We start from the raw sequence: 19,431 nt of genomic DNA, 5'->3' as shown, positions 1-19,431 counted from the left end.
CCCGACGAAGATATAGATAGGGATAGCGCGGGTTTCAGCGCAATTGAGGGATTTGTAAATAACAATGGGGTCAAACGACCCCATTTCATTAACATAGTTCGCTATTTTGCGAGGGTTTGCGGCAATGTCAGCCCAAAGCTTTGCCACAGGAAGCTGTAAATGTCGGCAAACTCGTCAATCTTCATTGCCGTCGGTTTGCCCGCACCGTGCCCTGCATTGGACTCAATGCGCATAATGACGGGTTTATCGCCCTGCTGCTTCTCTTGCATCATGGCGGCAAACTTAAAGCTGTGAAGTGGTACCACGCGATCATCATGGTCAGCCGTCATCACCATAGTTGCAGGATAGGCCTGCGCTTTAACGTTATGGTAAGGAGAGTAAGCCAATAACGCAGGGAATTGCTCAGCGTTGTCAGCACTGCCGTATTCACTGGTCCAAGCCCAACCAATAGTGAACTTGTGGAAGCGCAGCATATCCAGCACACCCACGGCAGGTAACACGGCGGCGAACAGTTCCGGACGTTGAGTAACCGCAGCGCCCATCAACAAACCACCGTTACTGCGACCATAGGCACCTAACTTAGTGCTGTTGGTGTATTTTTCGTTGATTAGGTATTCTGCCGCCGCAAAATAGTCATCAAACACATTTTGCTTTTTATCGAACATCCCTGCTTGGTGCCAGCTTTCGCCGTAATCCGCGCCGCCACGTAGGCTTGGTACGGCGTAAATGCCGCCCATGTCTAACCAAGCGATGTTGGCAGGACTAAAACGCGGTGTCATTGAAATCGCAAAACCACCATAGGCATACAGTAACGTTGGGTTTTGACCATTCTTCACCAGCCCTTTCTTGTAGGACACCATCATAGGGACGCGAGTACCGTCCTTACTGGTGTAGAACACTTGCTCAGACACATAATCATCGGGATTGAACGACACCTGCGGCTTAGCGACTACTGTCGACTCTGCCGTTTTAAAATCGAACTTATAGGTGGTTTCGGGTTGAATATAGCTGTTAAAGACATAGTAGAAATAGTCTTTGCTCGCCTTACCGAAAGGCCCAGCGACATTACCTTTGCCAGGTAAAGTGACATCCTGACGCTTTTGTCCGCCCATGCTGAAAATCGATAATTGTCCCAATACATCGTGCAAATAACTCACGACTAAATGGTCATTAATAATGGCCACTTTATTAATAGGATCTTTCGATTCTGGAATAATGGTTTGCCACTGGGATTTATCACTATTACGGGTATCGATGGCAATCACTTTGCCGTTTGGCGCATCTAAATCGGTCTTGAAATAAAATACTGCGCCATCATTACCTAAAAACTCATATTCCGCTTCGAGGTTAAGGATTAATTCAACCACCTGCGCTTTAGGTTCAAACAGTGATTTATAGAAGAAACGATTACGTTTGTCTGTGCCTTGCGAAATTGACAACAGTAAATATTCGCCCTGCTCAGACACATCGATGCCAAAACCCCAATCTTTATTTTGTGGGCGTTCGTAAATCAATAAATCTTGGCGCTGATCAGTGCCTAATTTGTGGTAATACACTTTTTGATTAAAATTCACATCGGCCAGTAAATCACCGCCCGCGGGCGCATCGTAACGGGCATAGAAAACACCTTGGTTTTCCTTGTCCCACACTGCGCTGGAGAATTTAATCCAGTTGAGTTCATCTTTCAGCTTTTTACCCGTAGCAATATCGATAAACTGCCACTGCTGCCAGTCAGAGCCCGACTTAGACACACCATAGGCTAAAATCTTGCCGTCATTACTGACTGAAACGCCAGAAAGTGCCACAGTTCCATCGGCTGAAAAACCATTTGGATCCAGTACAGGTTTCTCAACGCCGTCTTTGCCTTTTACATAGAGCACCGATTGCGCTTGTAAACCATCGTTACGGTAATAAAACTGGTTATCGCCATTCTCGAAGGGAGCAGAGATTTTCTCGTAGTTCCACAGCTCAGTGATACGGTCAACCACGGCTTGTTTGTTGGGTATCTTCGCCAAGTAAGCTTGACCAAAGGCCTGTTGTTCTTTTACCCAGCTTTCAGTTTCTGGCGTGTTTTCTTCAAGGTGGCGGTAAGGGTCCGCCACTGCAACACCGTGAATAGTCTCGACTAAGTTGTCTTTTCGGGTTTCTGGGTAAACCAATTTGTTTGCGCTGATCTGCTGTGCGGCCTCTTCTGGCGTATTGCCACTCTGGCAGGCGGCCAACGCCATGCCCAATGTGGCCACTAATAAACCTTGCTGGGCAAGGCGAAATCTTAATGCCATCTTTTATCGTCCTTTTGGTGATGTCCGGCTTAACGCTCTTTTGCAGCAAGTACTATACAAGCAAAATTTTTCATGGCAATGCCGCAGCAAAAGATGAGCTTTTCTAGCGAAGAAGCAAGATTTAACAAAGTGGTAGCAATGATGAGTTTATTGAAGTGTATTTTTATGCATTAATTCTGACTGACAAGTTGTTAATCAAGCTAAATAGTGACTTAAGTGAGCCAGATCACTTAATTAGTCATTAGTTTTGCTAATGTGTCAGGGCAATTTTTCTCGTTTGCTTGAGCCCTTGGGACACACTAGAATGTGCTTGTTTTCAGGAGATATCCGCTAGCGGATATGGAAAACAAAGAACTTTTAAACTGGTGTCTTTTTAAGACGTCAGTTCATCCCTGGTTCTTATGCTTGACTTCCTTCCTTCAATTTGTTGATTGCAAATGCATTTTTTGCGGCCCGCTTAATTTAAGCGGGCTTTTTTTTATCTCGATTCAAACACGCCACGAAAATCTAGCGATTTTCAGTCGTCTTTTGTTACATAAAAATCTAATCCTCTTCGCTAAAAACGCAGCAATGACCTCATGCCTTAGCGTCACTCTTAGCATTGCCGAACTTTAAAAAGCCAAAAGCTTGAATGATTGAGATTGGAATAACACGCATGCATTCGCGAGATGCACGCTTCAGAAATGACAATACCAAGTCCGAAGACTTGGCATTGCTGTTTGTAACGTATTAACACTAGGCGTAACGCTATCTTTTAAACGATAAGCTATGGGCATTAACTTAGAGACAATAACTCACATCAGCGGCTTACTGATCCGGATAACCACGCGGCGGTTGAGGGCTCGCTCCTCAATATCGTCATTCGACGCCACATGACGGCGCTCACCATGGCCGACGGTCACAATCCTATCCTGTGGGATCCCACTGGCGACAAAGAAATCTTTTACCGATTCAGCGCGCTTGTCCGACACTTTTTGGTTAACGGAACGACCACCGTAACTGTCGGTATAGGCATCGACTAACACCAACTCCACATCAGGATCGTAGGACAAATATTCCTGAATACGCGAAAGCTGTTGCTGTGAGAACCGCGTTAAGTCGGTTCCACCTTCTTCGTAATTAAGTACGGTAAAGGCAATATCTTCGAAGCTATAGGGCAATAAATGCGATAAGCACGACTTAAACTCAGCATATTTACGGCCAAAGTTCGCCGCCGACAGCCCTACAGCAATTTTATTGGACTGGTTATACCAATCGGCATAATAAAACGTTGGTTCCATGCCACGGCTCAACTCACTCAACATCGACCAAGCAGCACGTTTTGGCACTTCACCATTAAAGTACTTTTGGTAACGTAATGAAGTGATTTCTTTCGACACCACGCCAGGACGCCATTGGGGAGCACGGCTCATCAAGGTCGCCTGTGTGACTTGGTCCGGTTTCACCCACATGTCCAAGGTAAAATTAAGATTTAACTGTTTACCCGCTTCGCTGGTGAAAATCGCCTTACCGTAAGATGGAATATCATGCTCAAGACGGCACACGATGGGGCTGTTTTGACTGACTCGCCATTGGGATTCACCCAAAGAGGCCACATAGTGGCGCAACTCTGCCATTGCAGTTGCTGGAACGCATAAAATTGATACTAATATCAGTTTTCGCCACATAGCCCTTACTCGTGTTTATTCGGTTACGAAGTTTTATCGGCAAACTTTTTAGTTCCTTTAGCTCATAAAACCACCAATCAAACATGACACATCCTAGTTCATTTAGCATAATAGCGCCCTATCATTTTTCTTGGGTACTTTAATGAGCGATATTAGCGACGCAAACAAATTGAAACACCGATTTCGAGGCTACTTTCCAGTAGTGATAGATGTCGAAACCGCGGGCTTCAACTCTCAAACCGATGCGTTGCTGGAAATAGCCGTCACGCTGTTAAAAATGGATGATGAAGGCTTGCTCGGCATTGATAAAACCCTGCATTTCAATATTGAGCCCTTTGAAGGCGCCAACTTAGAACCTGAGGCACTGGCCTTTAATGGTATTGATCCCACCAATCCATTACGCGGCGCAGTAAGCGAAAAAGAAGCCTTTTTAGAGATTTTTAAAGCTGTTAAAAAAGCGCAGAAGGCCTCCGATTGCCACCGCAGTATTATCGTGGCGCACAATGCCGCCTTCGATCATGGCTTTGTGAGTAAAGCGATTGAGCGTTGTGACTTAAAACGCTCACCCTTCCACCCTTTTGCCACCTTTGATACGGCAACACTCGCAGGTTTAGCTATCGGCCATACCGTGCTGGCCAAAGCCTGCATCATGGCGGGGATCCCCTTCGATAATAAAGAAGCTCACTCTGCACTTTACGATACAGAGCGCACCGCGGAGCTGTTTTGCTATATCGTCAACCGCTGGAAGCACTTAGGCGGTTGGCCACTCTTAGCCGCTGGTGAGTCAGAGGATACAGATGGTGAGGAATAAGCGTTAATGCTTATAACCGCTGTCACACGCCCAATAAAAAAGCTGCCCTGAGGCAGCTTTTTTATTACAAGAAAATCAGCAAATTACAGAGAGCTTGCGTTTTCTGCTAAGTAAGCCGCAACACCTTCAGTGCTTGCGTTCATACCTTTGTCGCCTTTTTCCCAACCTGCTGGGCAAACATCACCGTGCTCTTCGTGGAATTGCAGAGCGTCGATCATACGCAGCATTTCGTCAACGTTACGGCCTAATGGCAGATCGTTAACCACTTGGTGACGTACCATACCTTCTTTGTCGATCAGGAATGAACCACGGAAAGCCACACCAGCTTCTGGGTGCTCAACATCGTATGCTTTACAGATGTCGTGTTTAACGTCAGCAACTAAAGTGTATTTCACTTGGCCAATACCACCTTTTTCTACTGGGGTGTTGCGCCATGCGTTGTGAGTGAATTGAGAATCGATAGACACACCGATCACTTCAACACCACGCTTAGTGAACTCTTCCATGCGGTGATCGAAAGCGATCAACTCTGATGGACAAACGAAAGTGAAGTCAAGTGGATAGAAAAATACAACCGCTGGCTTACCTTTGATGGCCGCAGTTAAGTTAAAGCTATCTACGATTTCGCCAGAACCTAATACAGCTGCAGCAGTAAAATCAGGAGCCGGACGGCCTACTAATACGCTCATTTTATATCTCCATCTATGAGTTGAACTAACTATTAAAGTAAAACATCCCTTAAACACGCTAGCACCGATTTGCGCGAGTGTATTTGAGGGAGCTTACCAATCAAATCTTTAGGCATTATAAGTCGTGCGTTTTGCCTTACAACCTATTTAAGACCAATATCACATTTTTCAAGGGCATTTTGACACTACTGCTTAAGGATAGAGCAATCTGGACGAGTGGTAAGCGTACGAGAACACATTCGTCTAACAGTAAAAACCCACCCAATTCACATTTTCAGATATTTTTCAGATTAAGCCGCCGTAAACTGGACAGACACAGCCTTTGCAGTCAAAAATAGTCCCTTTGGTTTACAGAATTAAGATATTGTCTATGAATGCAGTCGTTATTGCTGTGTGTTTAATGTTAGCCCTCAGTTTAGCGAGGGTGAATGTGGTTATTGCCCTCACCATCAGTGCCCTCATTGCCGGTTTAGTGGGGGGAATGGATCTGCATCAAACGATTGATGCCTTCAATACGGGATTAGGTGGCGGTGCACAAATCGCCCTCAGCTACGCCTTACTCGGTGCGTTTGCCGTAGCACTATCCCATTCAGGCTTAACGACACTGATCTCCAACTCCATCATTAAAAGCCTTGGCAAAGATCCCAATGCCACCAACACCAACTGGGTCCGCTGGTTATTGTTGTTATCCCTGCTCCTGATGTCGATGGCATCGCAAAATATCCTGCCAATCCATATCGCCTTTATTCCGATACTCGTGCCGCCGCTGCTGCATGTGATGACTAAGCTGAATATCGACCGCCGTCTGGTCGCCTGCGTGCTGACCTTTGGCCTTGTGACCACCTACATGATTTTACCTGTGGGCTTTGGCGGGATTTTCTTGAATGATATTTTGCTCTCTAACCTAACGGGCAATGGATTGGTCGCCGTACGCGATCAAATTCCCCCCGCTATGCTAATCCCCGCTGCAGGGATGGTGGTCGGCTTACTCATCGCAGTATTTTTCAGCTATCGCAAACCTAGGGTTTACGATGAAGCTAAGGTCCTGACCGCAGAGCCTGAAGAGACCCTCAATAAACGCAATATCGCTATCGCTGCATTTGCGATTCTGGCGACCCTGTTTGTGCAACTTGAAACCGATTCGATGATCTTTGGCGCCTTAGTCGGCTTTATGATCTTCAGTTTTTCAGGCGCGCTAAAGCACGTTGCCGATCAAGATATTTTCACCCAAGGCGTGCGCATGATGGCCAATATAGGCTTTATCATGATCTCCGCTGCAGGCTTTGCTGCGGTAGTCAAAGAAACTGGTGAAGTCGGCACACTTGTCTCGTCACTAAGTTCATTGATTGGCGACAATAAAGCCCTTGCCGCCTTTTTGATGTTACTGGTCGGCCTTTTGATCACTATGGGCATTGGCTCGTCTTTCTCGACCATTCCGATTATCGCGACGATTTACGTCCCCTTGGCCTTAAGCTTCGGATTTTCCGTGCCTGCGACTATCGCACTCGTCGGTACCGCTGCGGCATTGGGAGACGCTGGCTCACCAGCATCTGACTCAACATTGGGCCCCACATCGGGTTTAAATGCCGATGGTCAACACGACCATATTCGCGATAGCGTGATCCCAACCTTTATCCATTACAATATTCCCTTACTGGTCTTTGGTTGGATTGCCGCCATGGTGCTCTAGGGACTAGACTCATGGGCGCTAAAATAAAAAAGCGTGGATAATTCCACGCTTTTTTATTTGCTAGGCACACAAGTCAGGTACGAATAACGACCGTCCCGGCTAAATAGTCATGAATGGCTCTGTTTTTCTCATTAAATAACATGGTAATGATTTCGAGTAGATGCCATATAAGAAAAGAAATACTTAAACCTATGATGGTATAAAGCTTCCAACTCGACAAATCCTCTGTAGTCTCAAGCGGGAAAAATACACTGAAAAACACAAGTAAAATTAACATGATGATGGGAACACTATCCCTTAATAGCGCTTGATTAAGACTAATGGAACCTTCAGTTTTATAGTCAACTACCTTGATATCAAAGATCATTTTCCCAAATGTTTGACCATAAAGGGTGTGGAGCAGCACGGAATACAATGCAAATTTCCAAGTATCGAAATAATTTAACGCGACTTGGAATACGGGCGCTACGTGCGTAATCGCAGATACAATAATCACAGAACAAATACTGATAATTACGCTATCGATTATAGAGGACCAAAATCGAGGACCAAACGTAGCGTACTTTTCTGATTCCGCTTGTTTATCCATGGTCGATTTAATCTCAGGATCCTGAAGTTTTAGCGAGATAAGTACATCAACCACTGCCGCTCTATCAGGATATTTGTCCCGATTGATATTTCTTTGGACATCAATCAGTTCATCCAAGGTGTAATTATCATAATTTGGAACAAAATCCATTAAATGCATTCTCCGTGCACATTCGTCTTAGCCTCAACCAAAAACCATGATTAATGCTAGGCATATCATTAAACGCAGAAAAATAGCATTGCCACCGCTCCAACTCAACAATTCATTAACACGCAGAAATATCACAACTCAAGAGTCATTAGGAAAAAGCGCATTAAAAAAGGGAGCTAATGCTCCCTTTTTTAATGGTAAAAACTAAATCAACAAATTATTTAGTCCCAAAAATCTTATCACCCGCATCGCCTAAACCAGGCAGAATATAGCCCTTCTCATTTAAGCATCTGTCGATAGCAGCAGTATACAGCTCTACATCAGGGTGAGCCGCTTCAAGGGCTTTAATTCCTTCAGGCGCAGCGACTAACACTAGGGCTTTAATCGACGTACAACCGCGTTTTTTCAGCAGGTCGATAGTCGCAATCATAGAACCGCCGGTTGCCAGCATAGGGTCAACGATCAGCGCGATACGCTCGTTCATGTCGCTGGCCAGCTTCTCAAAATATGGCACTGGCTCTAAGGTTTCTTCGTCGCGGTAAATACCCACAACCGAAATACGCGCACTTGGAATATGCTCAAGTACGCCATCCATCATGCCTAAACCTGCACGCAGGATAGGCACAACAGTCACTTTCTTGCCCTTGATCTGATCCACATCCACCGGACCATTCCAGCCTTCAATCGTAACAGTTTCGGTTTCGAAATCTGCGGTAGCTTCATAGGTTAACAAGCTACCCACTTCGGCGGCTAGCTCACGGAAACGTTTAGTGCTAATGTCACCTTCACGCATCAGGCCGATTTTGTGACGCACTAACGGGTGTTTAACCTCGACAACTTTCATTTTTCTCTCCTACTGTTGTTCGCGAAATATCTTAGGCAAATTTTTCAGATTTTAGATGATTTGTTTATTGGGTAAAACATAAAGTTTTGCCATTCGAGCTAATCGTGAGCAATATCCCAAGAATTATTGCCTATCGCTTAAGATACACTCATTAAGACGCTATTTTATGACCAATTGCAGGATAGAAAATGTGAAATATCCCGCTGTGAAGCTAAAAATACTCCCGACAAGTCGATAAATCCAAATCATGGCTTTCGACCCCTAGCACAAGCTGGTAGAATACCGCCGCATAAAAATCCAATAACGATGTACCCGAGAGGATCCTCCGTGAGCACTCCTACCCCACTGAGCTATAAAGACGCTGGCGTTGATATTGATGCTGGTAATGCACTGGTAAGTAACATTAAAGCGGCTGTTAAACGTACCCGTCGTCCAGAGGTAATGGGCAACTTAGGTGGTTTTGGCGCATTGTGTGAATTACCCACTAAATACAAGCAACCTGTTTTAGTGTCAGGCACCGATGGTGTTGGTACTAAATTGCGTTTAGCTATCGATTACAAAAAACACGACACAGTCGGTATCGACTTAGTGGCCATGTGTGTGAACGATTTGATCGTTCAAGGCGCTGAGCCATTGTTTTTCCTCGATTACTATGCAACAGGCAAGCTCGATGTTGAAACAGCAACCTCTGTTGTTAACGGCATCGGCGAAGGTTGTTTCCAATCTGGTTGTGCGTTAATCGGCGGCGAAACCGCTGAAATGCCAGGCATGTATGAAGGTGAAGATTACGACCTCGCAGGTTTCTGTGTGGGCGTGGTTGAAAAGGCCGACATCATTGACGGGAGTAAAGTGGCCGCGGGTGATGCACTGATCGCCTTAGCTTCAAGTGGTCCTCATTCAAATGGCTATTCATTAGTTCGTAAAGTATTAGAAGTCAGCCAAGCGGACCCTCAACAGGATCTCAATGGCAAGCCATTGATCCAACATCTGTTAGAACCAACCAAAATTTACGTTAAATCATTGCTCAAGCTGATCGAAGCATCGGACGTGCACGCAATGGCGCACATCACTGGCGGTGGTTTCTGGGAGAACATTCCTCGCGTACTGCCTGAAAACTGCAAAGCCGTTATTCAAGGTGATTCATGGCAATGGCCAGCTGTTTTCAATTGGTTAATGGAAAACGGTAACATTGCAGAATATGAAATGTACCGTACCTTTAACTGTGGTGTCGGCATGATCGTTGCGCTGCCAGCCGATAAAGTGGATGCCGCACTTGCGCTGCTGGCAGCGGAAGGCGAACAAGCATGGCTTATCGGTGCTATCGCTGCTCGCGAAGGCAATGAAGAGCAAGTGGAGATCCTGTAATGCCCCAAAGCTGTCGTGTAGTTGTATTAATTTCCGGAAATGGCAGTAATCTTCAAGCCGTTATCGACGGTTGTGACGATAATTTGCAAGCCGAAGTTGTCGGAGTGATCAGTAATAAACCCGATGCCTACGGCCTAGTTCGTGCCCATCATAGTGAAATTGATACCAGCTGCGTGATTGCTCGCACAGGTGAATCTCGCTCTGATTACGATGCACGGTTAATGGCTGCAGTTGAACAATACCAACCGGATTTAATCGTGTTGGCTGGATTTATGCGCATTCTAACCGATGAATTCGTGAATCATTATTTAGGTCGCATGATCAATATCCACCCTTCATTGCTGCCCAAATTTACCGGATTACACACCCACCAACGTGCCATTGATGCCAAAGAAACAGAACATGGCGCAAGTGTGCATTTTGTTACCCCAGCGCTAGATGCTGGTCCGGTGATTTTACAGGCGAAAGTCCCAGTTTATGAAGACGATACCGCAGAGATGCTCGCTGCGCGTGTCCACGAGCAAGAGCATGCTATTTACCCCCTAGTGGTGAAATGGTTTAGCCATCAACGCCTAAAAATGCAAGACGGCCAAGCCTATCTTGATGGCACGCTCATCGGACCTAATGGTTACGCACCCGATTAATCTCTGAATATTGGAAAAAGAGACCTTAAAGGTCTCTTTTTTTTGGGCTATGACATACAAAACCATTGTTTTATGGACTAATGTGGCATTAGATAAGCTAACAAAAAGTGATTTTGTTCGGCATAAAAGAGATTATTAGATGAAAAATATTATCTGCGATATCGATGGTGTACTCCTGCACGACAATAAGCTGATCCCCGGCAGTGATAAATTTATCCAGCGCATTCTCCAGCAAGGCAATCCCCTTGTCATTCTCACTAACTATCCGGTACAAACAGGCAAAGATCTGCAAAACCGCCTTAGCGCAGCAGGGATAGACATCCCAGAAGAATGTTTTTATACCTCGGCCATGGCTACCGCCGACTTTTTAAAACATCAAGAGGGCAGTAAAGCCTTTGTGATTGGTGAAGGTGCCCTCACCCATGAACTCTATAAAGCCGGTTTTACTATTACCGACATTAATCCCGATTTTGTGATTGTTGGCGAAACCCGTTCCTACAATTGGGATATGATCCATAAGGCTGCCGGATTCGTCGCTCGTGGCGCCCGTTTTATCGCCACCAATCCCGACACTCACGGCCCCGCTTACAGTCCCGCCTGCGGCGCGCTGTGTTCACCGATTGAGCGTATTACCGGCAAAAAGCCTTTCTACGTCGGTAAACCGAGTTCATGGATTATCCGCTCGGCGCTCAATCATATTGACGGTCATTCCGAAAATACCGTGATCATCGGCGACAATATGCGTACCGATATCTTGGCAGGCTTCCAAGCCGGACTTGAGACCATTCTGGTTACCAGCGGCGTAAGTAAACTTGAAGATATCGATAAAGAACCTTTCCGCCCAAATCATGTTTTCGCCTGTGCCGGCGATATCGATGTCGTTTAAGCATCAAACTGCCAGCTTCTCAGCACCTTAGCGTGCTGAGAAACACCACTGACCTTAACATTAAGTAACATATTTGCCGTTGGACTTCCCTTGTACCCCATTGTCGCTTGCTTCATGATAAGGCACGACATACCCCTTCAATATTCGCGTTAAACACGCCCTAAAAATAACAGTAGGATCAACCTATGCGACCTTTGTATCCGTTTTGCGCGCTAGCCATGCTCAGTGCCTGCAGCCCTAATTCGGCCCAACCCGATGCCAACAGCAGTGCCGCACTGAAACCCGTGCAAATGAATGAAGCACGCTTTAGAAACGATATTAAAGCCCTGTCTTCCGATGAGTTTGAAGGCCGCGCCCCAGCCACTCAGGGTGAAAAACTCACTTTGGATTATTTATCCAAAGCCTTTACAGAGATGGGACTTAAGGGCGGCTACCAAGGCAGCTTTTTACAACCTGTGCCTATGGTGAGCTATACCGCAGATGAAGCGCAGCAAGTCACGCTGGCAGGATTACCCTTTAAATACCGTCAAGATCTGGTACTCAGCAGTCGCCACGATAACGGTGGTGTGAACATTGAGAGCGCGCCACTGGTATTTGTTGGCTATGGTGTGAATGCACCTGAATATGCCTGGAACGATTACCAAGATCTCGACATGAAAGGCAAAATCGCGGTGATCTTAGTAAACGATCCCGGTTTTGCCCGCCCAGATTCAGGCAAATTTAATGGCAAAGCGATGACCTACTACGGCCGCTGGAGTTATAAATTTGAAGAAGCCAGCCGCCAAGGTGCGCTTGGTGCATTGATTATTCACGATACTGAGCCTGCCTCTTATCCTTGGTCCGTGGTCGAAAACAGTTGGACAGGACCACAGCAGGATTTGGTCCTCAGCAAAGCCGAGCAAGATAGCCGCGTGCAAGTCGAAGGCTGGTTAACCTTAGATGCTGCAACACAATTATTTGAAAAAGCAGGTTTATCTCTACCAACGCTGATGGCGCGCGCAGCCGATAGTCCGATTAACTTATCCCTAGAGCAAACGGCCAACATCGCCTTTAAAAACAAAGCCGAATACGCTAACAGCTATAACGTGGTCGCCACCCTTCCCGGCACTAAGCAAGCCGATGAACACATCCTGTTCACGGGCCATTGGGACCATATTGGCAAAGATGATAGTAAAGAAGGCGATAAAATTTACAATGGCGCAATGGATAACGCTTCCGGTATTGCCGGTATTTTAGAAATCGCCAGACAACTTGCCGATAATGCCAAACAAGGCCACGGTTTAGCCCGCTCAGTGACATTTATCGCCACCACGGGCGAAGAGCAAGGTTTGCTTGGCTCACGTTATTATGCAGCAAATCCTATCTATCCGATTGATAAAACGGTGGCGGTACTCAATCTAGATAGCACCAATATCTATGGAAAAACCAAGGACTTTACCATTGTTGGCAAAGGCAAGTCTGAGCTTGAAAACTACTTAGTCGATGCCGCCAAACAACAAAACCGCATTGCTTTGGGTGAAAAAAATCCTGCCTCGGGCGGTTTTTTCCGCTCTGATCACTTCAGCTTCGCCAAACTCGGCGTACCCGCGGTCTTTGCCGGTGGCGGAAGCGAACCCGTAGATGCCGCAACGGCAAGCTATAAGACTCAAATGCAGGCGACCATGAAGGGTTGCTACCACAATGTCTGCGATGAATACCGTGAAGACTGGGATCTGAGCGGTGCGATTCAAGATCTCGAAGTTTACTATCAAGTGACTCGCAGCTTAGGCAACAGCCAAGATTGGCCTGGCTATTATCAAGGCACTGAGTTTAACAGCCTGCGTCCTGCCAAAACGGAACTTGCCACGGCCGCAAAATAAGCACTTGAAAACGATTCATCGCTGAAAAATCCCATAAGGCACCTTGAGAGGTGCCTTATTATTTTATGAGCCGCCCCACTTTATATTCACAGTTTGACCTTGACTGTAGCAACACGCGCAATGACCGCCGACAAACTGTTTATTAAATCAGCAACACTTGCGATTGGATCACTATCTTGCTCACATTTATGATGATTTTCCTAAAAACGGATTTTCTTGAGTCAACATTACGTATTTACCAATATCCCGCTTCACAACCCACCACCAAAAACACTTTATTCATAAAAATGCGAAATTAATTAAATAAACCTCAATTAAAACCATTTTAAAGATAGATCAAACTCATCAATAACACCAAAAAGCGAACAAATCATCAAAAATAATATTTGGCAAAATTCCGAATCACTGGCACATTGATACTCAATTGAGACATCCTCAAATGAAATACAGCGGTTTAGGAGTGGGATTATGTGTTCGATTTTTTCAATTTTAGATATTCAATCCGATGCGAAAGAGCTACGCCAAGTGGCACTGGAAATGTCCAAACTGATGCGCCATCGCGGCCCCGATTGGTCAGGCATTTACGCCAGCGATAAGGCTATTTTGGCCCACGAACGTTTAGCCATTGTCGATATAGAACATGGCGCGCAGCCACTGCTAACCGAAGATGGCAGCCTTATCCTCGCGGTCAACGGTGAAATCTATAACCACAAAGAACTCAAAGCCCAACTCGGCGATAAATATAGCTATCAAACCAACTCAGATTGCGAAGTCATTCTGGCGTTGTATCAGGAATACGGCACTGAATTTCTTGATAAATTAAACGGTATTTTCGCCTTCGTACTCTACGACAAAGCCAAAGACGCTTACCTAATTGGTCGCGATCATATGGGTATTATTCCGCTCTATACTGGGCGTGATTCAGCGGGTAACTTCTACGTTGCCTCCGAAATGAAGGCGCTGATGCCCGTCTGTAAAACCGTGGCCGAATTTCAGCCCGGGCAATATCTGTACTCAAGCATCGGTGAGCCAGTGCAATACTACACTCGCGATTGGCGAAGCTTTGATGCGGTGAAAGATAACGGCGCCAGCCAAGAAGAATTGCGTGAAGCTCTAGAAGCCGCAGTTAAGCGCCAATTGATGTCCGATGTACCTTACGGAGTATTACTCTCCGGCGGTTTAGACTCATCGGTGATCTCGGCGATAACCCAAACCTTTGCCAAACGCCGTATCGAAGATGACGGTGAAACAGGAGCTTGGTGGCCGCAGCTACACTCCTTTGCTGTCGGTTTAAAAGGCGCACCGGATTTAGCCGCAGCGAAGAAGGTTGCCGATGCGATTGGAACGATTCACCATGAGATCAACTTTACCTTCCAAGAAGGGCTAGATGCGATTAAAGAAGTGATTTATCACTTAGAAACCTATGATGTCACCACCATTCGTGCTGCCACACCAATGTATTTAATGGCACGAAAAATCAAGGCGATGGGCATTAAAATGGTGTTATCGGGTGAAGGTGCCGACGAACTCTTTGGCGGTTATTTGTACTTCCATAAGGCGCCAAACGCACAGGCTTTCCATGAGGAATTAGTCCGTAAGCTGGATAAACTGCATCTGTTCGACTGCCTGCGCGCCAACAAAGCCATGGCCGCATGGGGACTCGAAGCCCGCGTACCCTTCCTCGATAAGGAATTTATGGATGTGGCGATGCGTATCAACCCTGAGGCAAAAATGTCTAAGGATGGCCGGATTGAGAAACACATTCTGCGTCAAGCCTTTGAGCATAAATTACCCAAAGAAGTCGCCTGGCGTCAAAAGGAGCAATTCAGTGATGGCGTGGGTTACTCTTGGATCGATGGTTTGAAGGCCCATGCCGCCGAGCAAGTAGACGACTTGCAACTGGCCAACGCGAAGTTCCGCTTCCCGTACAACACGCCAGAAACCAAGGAAGCCTATTTCTACCGTTGTTTCTTTGAGGAGCATTATCCCTTAGCTAGCGCGGCCGAAACCGTGCCCGGTGGCAAGTCAGTCGCCTGCTCTACTCCAGAAGCGCTGGCATGGGACGAAAGCTTACGTGGCATTATCGACCCTTCTGGCCGTGCCGTACGCTCAGTGCATGCTGCCAGCTATTAATCGCCAACGCATCTCATTAAGATAAAAGCCACCCAAGGGTGGCTTTTATCTTTAACTCATTAACTCATTTCTTTAAGAATGGGAGCTAGCTCTGCCGCGCTAGGCAAACGCAAAGACGACCAAGCAATATCCCTTAAGTGCTCTAGGCAGATACTCCATGACCTAGACCGATATCGCCAGTGGTGAAAAAGGCGTCACATCTTTAACCTTGGCAATTTGCCAAGAAGACTTAGCAAGAAACGCCTTCCCCGCCTTTATCCCTTGTTGGTAATCAATCCGTAAATCCGCATCTGTGCTACCTAACAACTTGCTCTGTAATGGTGCCTTCGCAAAAATCTGCACAATTTCGACATCATCGGGAGGATTGGCAATAAAATCTAACTCGGCCTGATAGGCCTCTTCATGCTGCACTAAGTAATCAATGGTCTTAGGGCAAAAACCAGAAACACAGATCCACGATTTAAGCTTATGTACCCAAGCCGATTGAGCTTGAAAGTCTGCATTGACCGTCCTCACTACCACAATTTTGCGGGCACCCCGTTTATACGCCTCACGCACGGGCAGCGGCGCCGCTAAGCCACCATCGAGGTAAAAGTCTTGCTCGGGTTCGAGTGTCGCATCGCTATGATTGGCAGATTCAATCCCTAGCCAAGGCGTTAACTTCACTCCCTGTTTATATAAAAAAGGCAATGCGCTAGAGGCTTTAAGTAACTCACGCCAGTGCTCATGACTGGTTGGACTCAAGAAATACCCTTGGCGATCGCTAACTCTCGTGGTGGTGATAAGGAGTTCTCGCCCATTGAGGGATTGACTCGCCGCGGCTAAATCCAGCTTAAAGCTGCCACGCTGAGTCTGCGCAAAATACCAGTCGAGATCGATAACATTCGCACCAATCAGACCGCGCCCTAGCTGATAAAAGCGTTTATGGCGCGTTAGCCCCCGGATTAGTTTTTTGGCGTAACCCTTTTGTCTGGCTAAAAAGCTGGTCAAGTTTTGCGAGCCTGCGGAGGTGCCAATCAATAAGTCGAAGGGGTCGAACTCCGCCTCAAGCCAAGCATCCAGTACGCCTGCGGTAAAAATGCCACGCTGGCCGCCGCCTTCTGCAATTAACGCCACTTTCGACGCGGCAACAGATTGAGAGGCAGAAGATAAATGGCTAATCGGCGGCATAACTGACCTTATCGCAACAAAGACGCAATGGAGAATAGATAAGCTCAGTCTAAACAAAGATTGCGATAGCAAAAAACGGATAGAATCAATCGCGGTAATCGAAAATTAAAATAAGCTGCGAATGATATACATGATGCAGGCGTTATCATCTGGCGTGAACGACTCGCCAATCACGGGATGATTAAGGGTGCTGGTGAGAGAGTGAATGATTAACCATGCCTGCCGCACAGGATAAAACAAATCCTTGGCAGCACATTCGCATGAGAAAAACATGAGAAAGAGATGAGCGAGTCATCAAATAAATATCGAGTAAAAGATAAAGAGCCAACCCAAGTTAGCTCGTTATCTGCAAGGCCTATCCCACTAGAACTTATGGCTCAGTTCAAGCGTGACATTGCGAGGCTCGCCAGGGAAATGGCCATTGCGCTCACTAAATCCACTGACAGCATATTCCTTATCGAAGATATTCTTCAGATTTACGCGCACTTGGGTTTGGTCCCACTGGGTCGTCCAGCTCATATCAAACACAGTATGGGGTTTTACCGTTTGACCATTGAGGCTAAATTGCTCACCCACATAGTCCATCCCAAAGGCGATGGCCGAATCAATCGCTTGAATATCATAGCGCGTCCATAAGCCCGCTTGGTGACGCGGCGCATTGGCAAAACGTTTACCGTCACCGAAGGTGTTGGTCAGGCTGTCGTTGGTCACGCCTTTGATCACTTCGGTATCGTTATAGGCATAGTTAGCGGTCATGGTCAGGTTATCGGTTAAGTCCCCCACCAGCGTCCATTCGACGCCTTGACTGCGCACTTCGCCTAAATTCACTAAGTCAGGAATTCCATCATCCTTGCCGGTATCGAGCGGGTTCGCCTGAGCCACGTTTTGTTTTTCAATACGATAGAGCGCGAGTGTGGTCATAAACTGGCCATCCAACCACTCGTTTTTCATCCCAAGCTCAATTTGATTACCGGTTTCAGGATCAAGATAGCCATCGCCCCCTTCCTGCTCCTGATCGCTCAATGAAGCGGGATTAAAGCTCTCTGAATAGTTCAAGTAAAAGGACATAGACTCGAGTGGACGATAATTCAGGCCCGCCCTTGGGGTAATGGCATTATCGCTAAAGGAGAATCCGGTCTTCTTGTTGTAATCTTCAAACTGACTGAAACGCAGGCCTGCAATCAGTGACCACTGTTCGTTAAAATGCAGATGCTCTTGCAGATACAGGCCAAAGCGGTTGGCACGGGTACCGTCAGTATCCATGTCTTTTAACTGATAAGTACTAGGATCAGTCTCACCGTAGTTAAGCTCATAAATATTCAGGTTACCGACGCCGGTTTTATCCGTCGCCAGTTTGTAATGGTACTCGGTTTCAACATAGTGATAATCGCCGCCGAACAGGAACTCATGCTCAAAACCTAAGGCATTAAAACGATAAACAAAATCATTGGTTAAACTGATTTCATCATTAGCACGGGCTTGCACCCGATATTCACGTTTGATCGTGCCATCCGCGCTGTTAGCTTTGCCGTCACCGTTGACATCGACCCAACCACGGGACTCGTGGTACTGCTGATCGGAGTCATTCGTGAGATAACGGAGCTGCGTTTTCACCGAAAAATCATCCGTAAATTGATGATCGAGAATCGCTTGCAGCACCAAAGCATCCATCTTTTGGAAGTCGCTCTTCTCGTTGGCATTGTAGGATGGGTCAACCAGGAAATTCCCCGCATCATCCACGGGTACACCACGGAGTCGATTACCGCCCAAATCCTGTTTGATCAGATCGAATGTGGTGGTGAGCTTAGTATCGTCACTGATTTCATACAGTAAGCCACCCGCCACTTCGGCATTCATGCTATCGGCATTGTTACGAAAGCTATTTTCCTGCTGATAATAGCCCCCTAAACGATAGGCTAAATCCTCAGTTAAGCCACCGGTGAAATCCAGCGAGCCGCCCATCATGTCGTAACTGCCTGTGCTTAGGGTGAGCTCTTTACGCTCAACAAACGTCGGCTTTTTAGTGACATAGTTGATCATGCCGCCGGGTTCACCGCCGCCATAGAGTGCCGATGCGGGGCCTTTTAACACTTCAACCCGCTGCACGTTGAACAGTTGTGGCACCGAAAAGCCCGAATACGGATCGCCACGTACGCCGTCGTAAAACACGTTGGCATCGTCGCGAAAACCACGAAAGGTCACACCGGAATAGCTAAATTCACTCACCCCCGCAATGGAGCGGTATAAGTCGGTAATATTGCGAGCGGCTTGGTCGTCAATCAGTTGCTCGGTCAGCACTTGTACCGACTGCGGCAGCTCCATCACATTAACCGCCGTTTTTGTACCAATTTCCGTCTCTTTATCGACGTACATTTGCATGGCGCGACCACGTACCACAATCCGCTCGGGCGCTTTAGTGTCAGTCTGAGCACTGGTTTGCGCTAAAGCTTGAGTGCTTGCTTGGGTAGCGGATTGTGCCGCTGAAGCATTTTCTTGCTCGGGTTTGCTCTCTTGAGCGTTAGACGCAGCCGCAAAAACCAAATGCGGCATCAGGGCAAGCGTTAGTATTGAATAGGCAAAACGAGATTTCACAAAGTCCCCCAACCTCGAGTAGACCTGTGGTCTACTCCTGTCATCTTAAGTTGGCGTCAT

The 19,431-nt window shown here is 46.7% G+C and carries 14 protein-coding genes; 7 read left to right on the top strand and 7 right to left on the bottom strand.

Features of this window, described 5'->3' with window-relative positions; translation table 11 throughout:
• Window positions 1–101: 101 nt before the first annotated feature.
• Window positions 102–2,282 (bottom strand): prolyl oligopeptidase family serine peptidase, encoded by a 2,181-nt coding sequence (locus ACUZ8J_RS08320; protein WP_374917957.1) that lies wholly within the window; start codon window positions 2,280–2,282, stop codon window positions 102–104.
• Between the two features lie 794 nt (window positions 2,283–3,076).
• Window positions 3,077–3,949: a flagellar protein MotY gene (motY, locus tag ACUZ8J_RS08315; RefSeq protein WP_089067560.1), complete on the bottom strand. Its 873-nt coding sequence runs from the start codon at window positions 3,947–3,949 to the stop codon at window positions 3,077–3,079.
• Between the two features lie 142 nt (window positions 3,950–4,091).
• On the opposite strand from motY, the gene rnt reads away from it, so the two are divergent.
• Complete coding sequence (gene rnt / locus ACUZ8J_RS08310) at window positions 4,092–4,760, top strand: ribonuclease T (protein WP_011623135.1); 669 nt, start codon at window positions 4,092–4,094, stop codon at window positions 4,758–4,760.
• Between the two features lie 83 nt (window positions 4,761–4,843).
• Here rnt and ACUZ8J_RS08305 read toward each other — a convergent pair whose 3' ends face one another.
• Window positions 4,844–5,449, bottom strand: coding sequence for a peroxiredoxin (locus ACUZ8J_RS08305; RefSeq protein ID WP_011623136.1), 606 nt, complete (start codon window positions 5,447–5,449; stop codon window positions 4,844–4,846).
• Between the two features lie 370 nt (window positions 5,450–5,819).
• Here ACUZ8J_RS08305 and ACUZ8J_RS08300 point away from each other — a divergent pair, with 370 nt between their 5' ends.
• A complete protein-coding gene (locus ACUZ8J_RS08300; RefSeq protein ID WP_446693558.1) occupies window positions 5,820–7,139 on the top strand; it encodes a Na+/H+ antiporter family protein in 1,320 nt (439 codons plus the stop codon).
• A gap of 73 nt (window positions 7,140–7,212) precedes the next feature.
• Here ACUZ8J_RS08300 and ACUZ8J_RS08295 read toward each other — a convergent pair whose 3' ends face one another.
• Complete coding sequence (locus ACUZ8J_RS08295) at window positions 7,213–7,878, bottom strand: RDD family protein (RefSeq protein ID WP_446693557.1); 666 nt, start codon at window positions 7,876–7,878, stop codon at window positions 7,213–7,215.
• Window positions 7,879–8,095: 217 nt separating this feature from the next.
• A complete protein-coding gene (gene upp, locus ACUZ8J_RS08290) occupies window positions 8,096–8,722 on the bottom strand; it encodes a uracil phosphoribosyltransferase (protein ID WP_011072698.1) in 627 nt (208 codons plus the stop codon).
• Between the two features lie 327 nt (window positions 8,723–9,049).
• On the opposite strand from upp, the gene purM reads away from it, so the two are divergent.
• From purM to asnB, 5 genes are all read left to right on the top strand, one after another.
• Window positions 9,050–10,087, top strand: a complete 1,038-nt coding sequence (purM, locus tag ACUZ8J_RS08285) for a phosphoribosylformylglycinamidine cyclo-ligase (protein ID WP_011623139.1) — start codon at window positions 9,050–9,052, stop codon at window positions 10,085–10,087.
• Window positions 10,087–10,731 carry a phosphoribosylglycinamide formyltransferase gene (purN, locus tag ACUZ8J_RS08280; RefSeq protein ID WP_249555369.1) on the top strand — a complete coding sequence of 215 codons (645 nt, stop codon included), beginning with the start codon at window positions 10,087–10,089 and terminating at the stop codon, window positions 10,729–10,731. The genes purM and purN overlap by 1 nt, the downstream gene beginning before the upstream one ends.
• 139 nt (window positions 10,732–10,870) lie before the next feature.
• The gene (locus tag ACUZ8J_RS08275) at window positions 10,871–11,617 is read left to right on the top strand and encodes an HAD-IIA family hydrolase (protein ID WP_037419391.1); all 747 of its coding nucleotides are present in this window, start codon (window positions 10,871–10,873) and stop codon (window positions 11,615–11,617) included.
• A 185-nt stretch (window positions 11,618–11,802) separates the two neighbouring features.
• Window positions 11,803–13,476: a M28 family metallopeptidase gene (locus ACUZ8J_RS08270; RefSeq protein ID WP_446693556.1), complete on the top strand. Its 1,674-nt coding sequence runs from the start codon at window positions 11,803–11,805 to the stop codon at window positions 13,474–13,476.
• A 468-nt stretch (window positions 13,477–13,944) separates the two neighbouring features.
• Entirely contained in the window at window positions 13,945–15,609 is a 1,665-nt protein-coding gene (asnB, locus tag ACUZ8J_RS08265; RefSeq protein WP_446693555.1) for an asparagine synthase B, read from the top strand.
• Window positions 15,610–15,771: 162 nt separating this feature from the next.
• Here the strand turns inward: asnB and ACUZ8J_RS08260 are convergent, their stop codons facing one another.
• Together ACUZ8J_RS08260 and ACUZ8J_RS08255 are read right to left on the bottom strand one after the other, a co-directional pair.
• Window positions 15,772–16,779 carry a patatin-like phospholipase family protein gene (locus tag ACUZ8J_RS08260; protein ID WP_446693554.1) on the bottom strand — a complete coding sequence of 336 codons (1,008 nt, stop codon included), beginning with the start codon at window positions 16,777–16,779 and terminating at the stop codon, window positions 15,772–15,774.
• Between the two features lie 363 nt (window positions 16,780–17,142).
• Complete coding sequence (locus ACUZ8J_RS08255) at window positions 17,143–19,371, bottom strand: TonB-dependent siderophore receptor (RefSeq protein WP_446693553.1); 2,229 nt, start codon at window positions 19,369–19,371, stop codon at window positions 17,143–17,145.
• Between the last annotated feature and the right edge of the window lie 60 nt (window positions 19,372–19,431).

Source organism: Shewanella sp. Koi 1 (genome assembly GCF_052907445.1).
The sequence above is the reverse complement of the archived record's forward strand: the minus strand, read 5'-3'. Positions and strand labels throughout refer to the sequence as shown.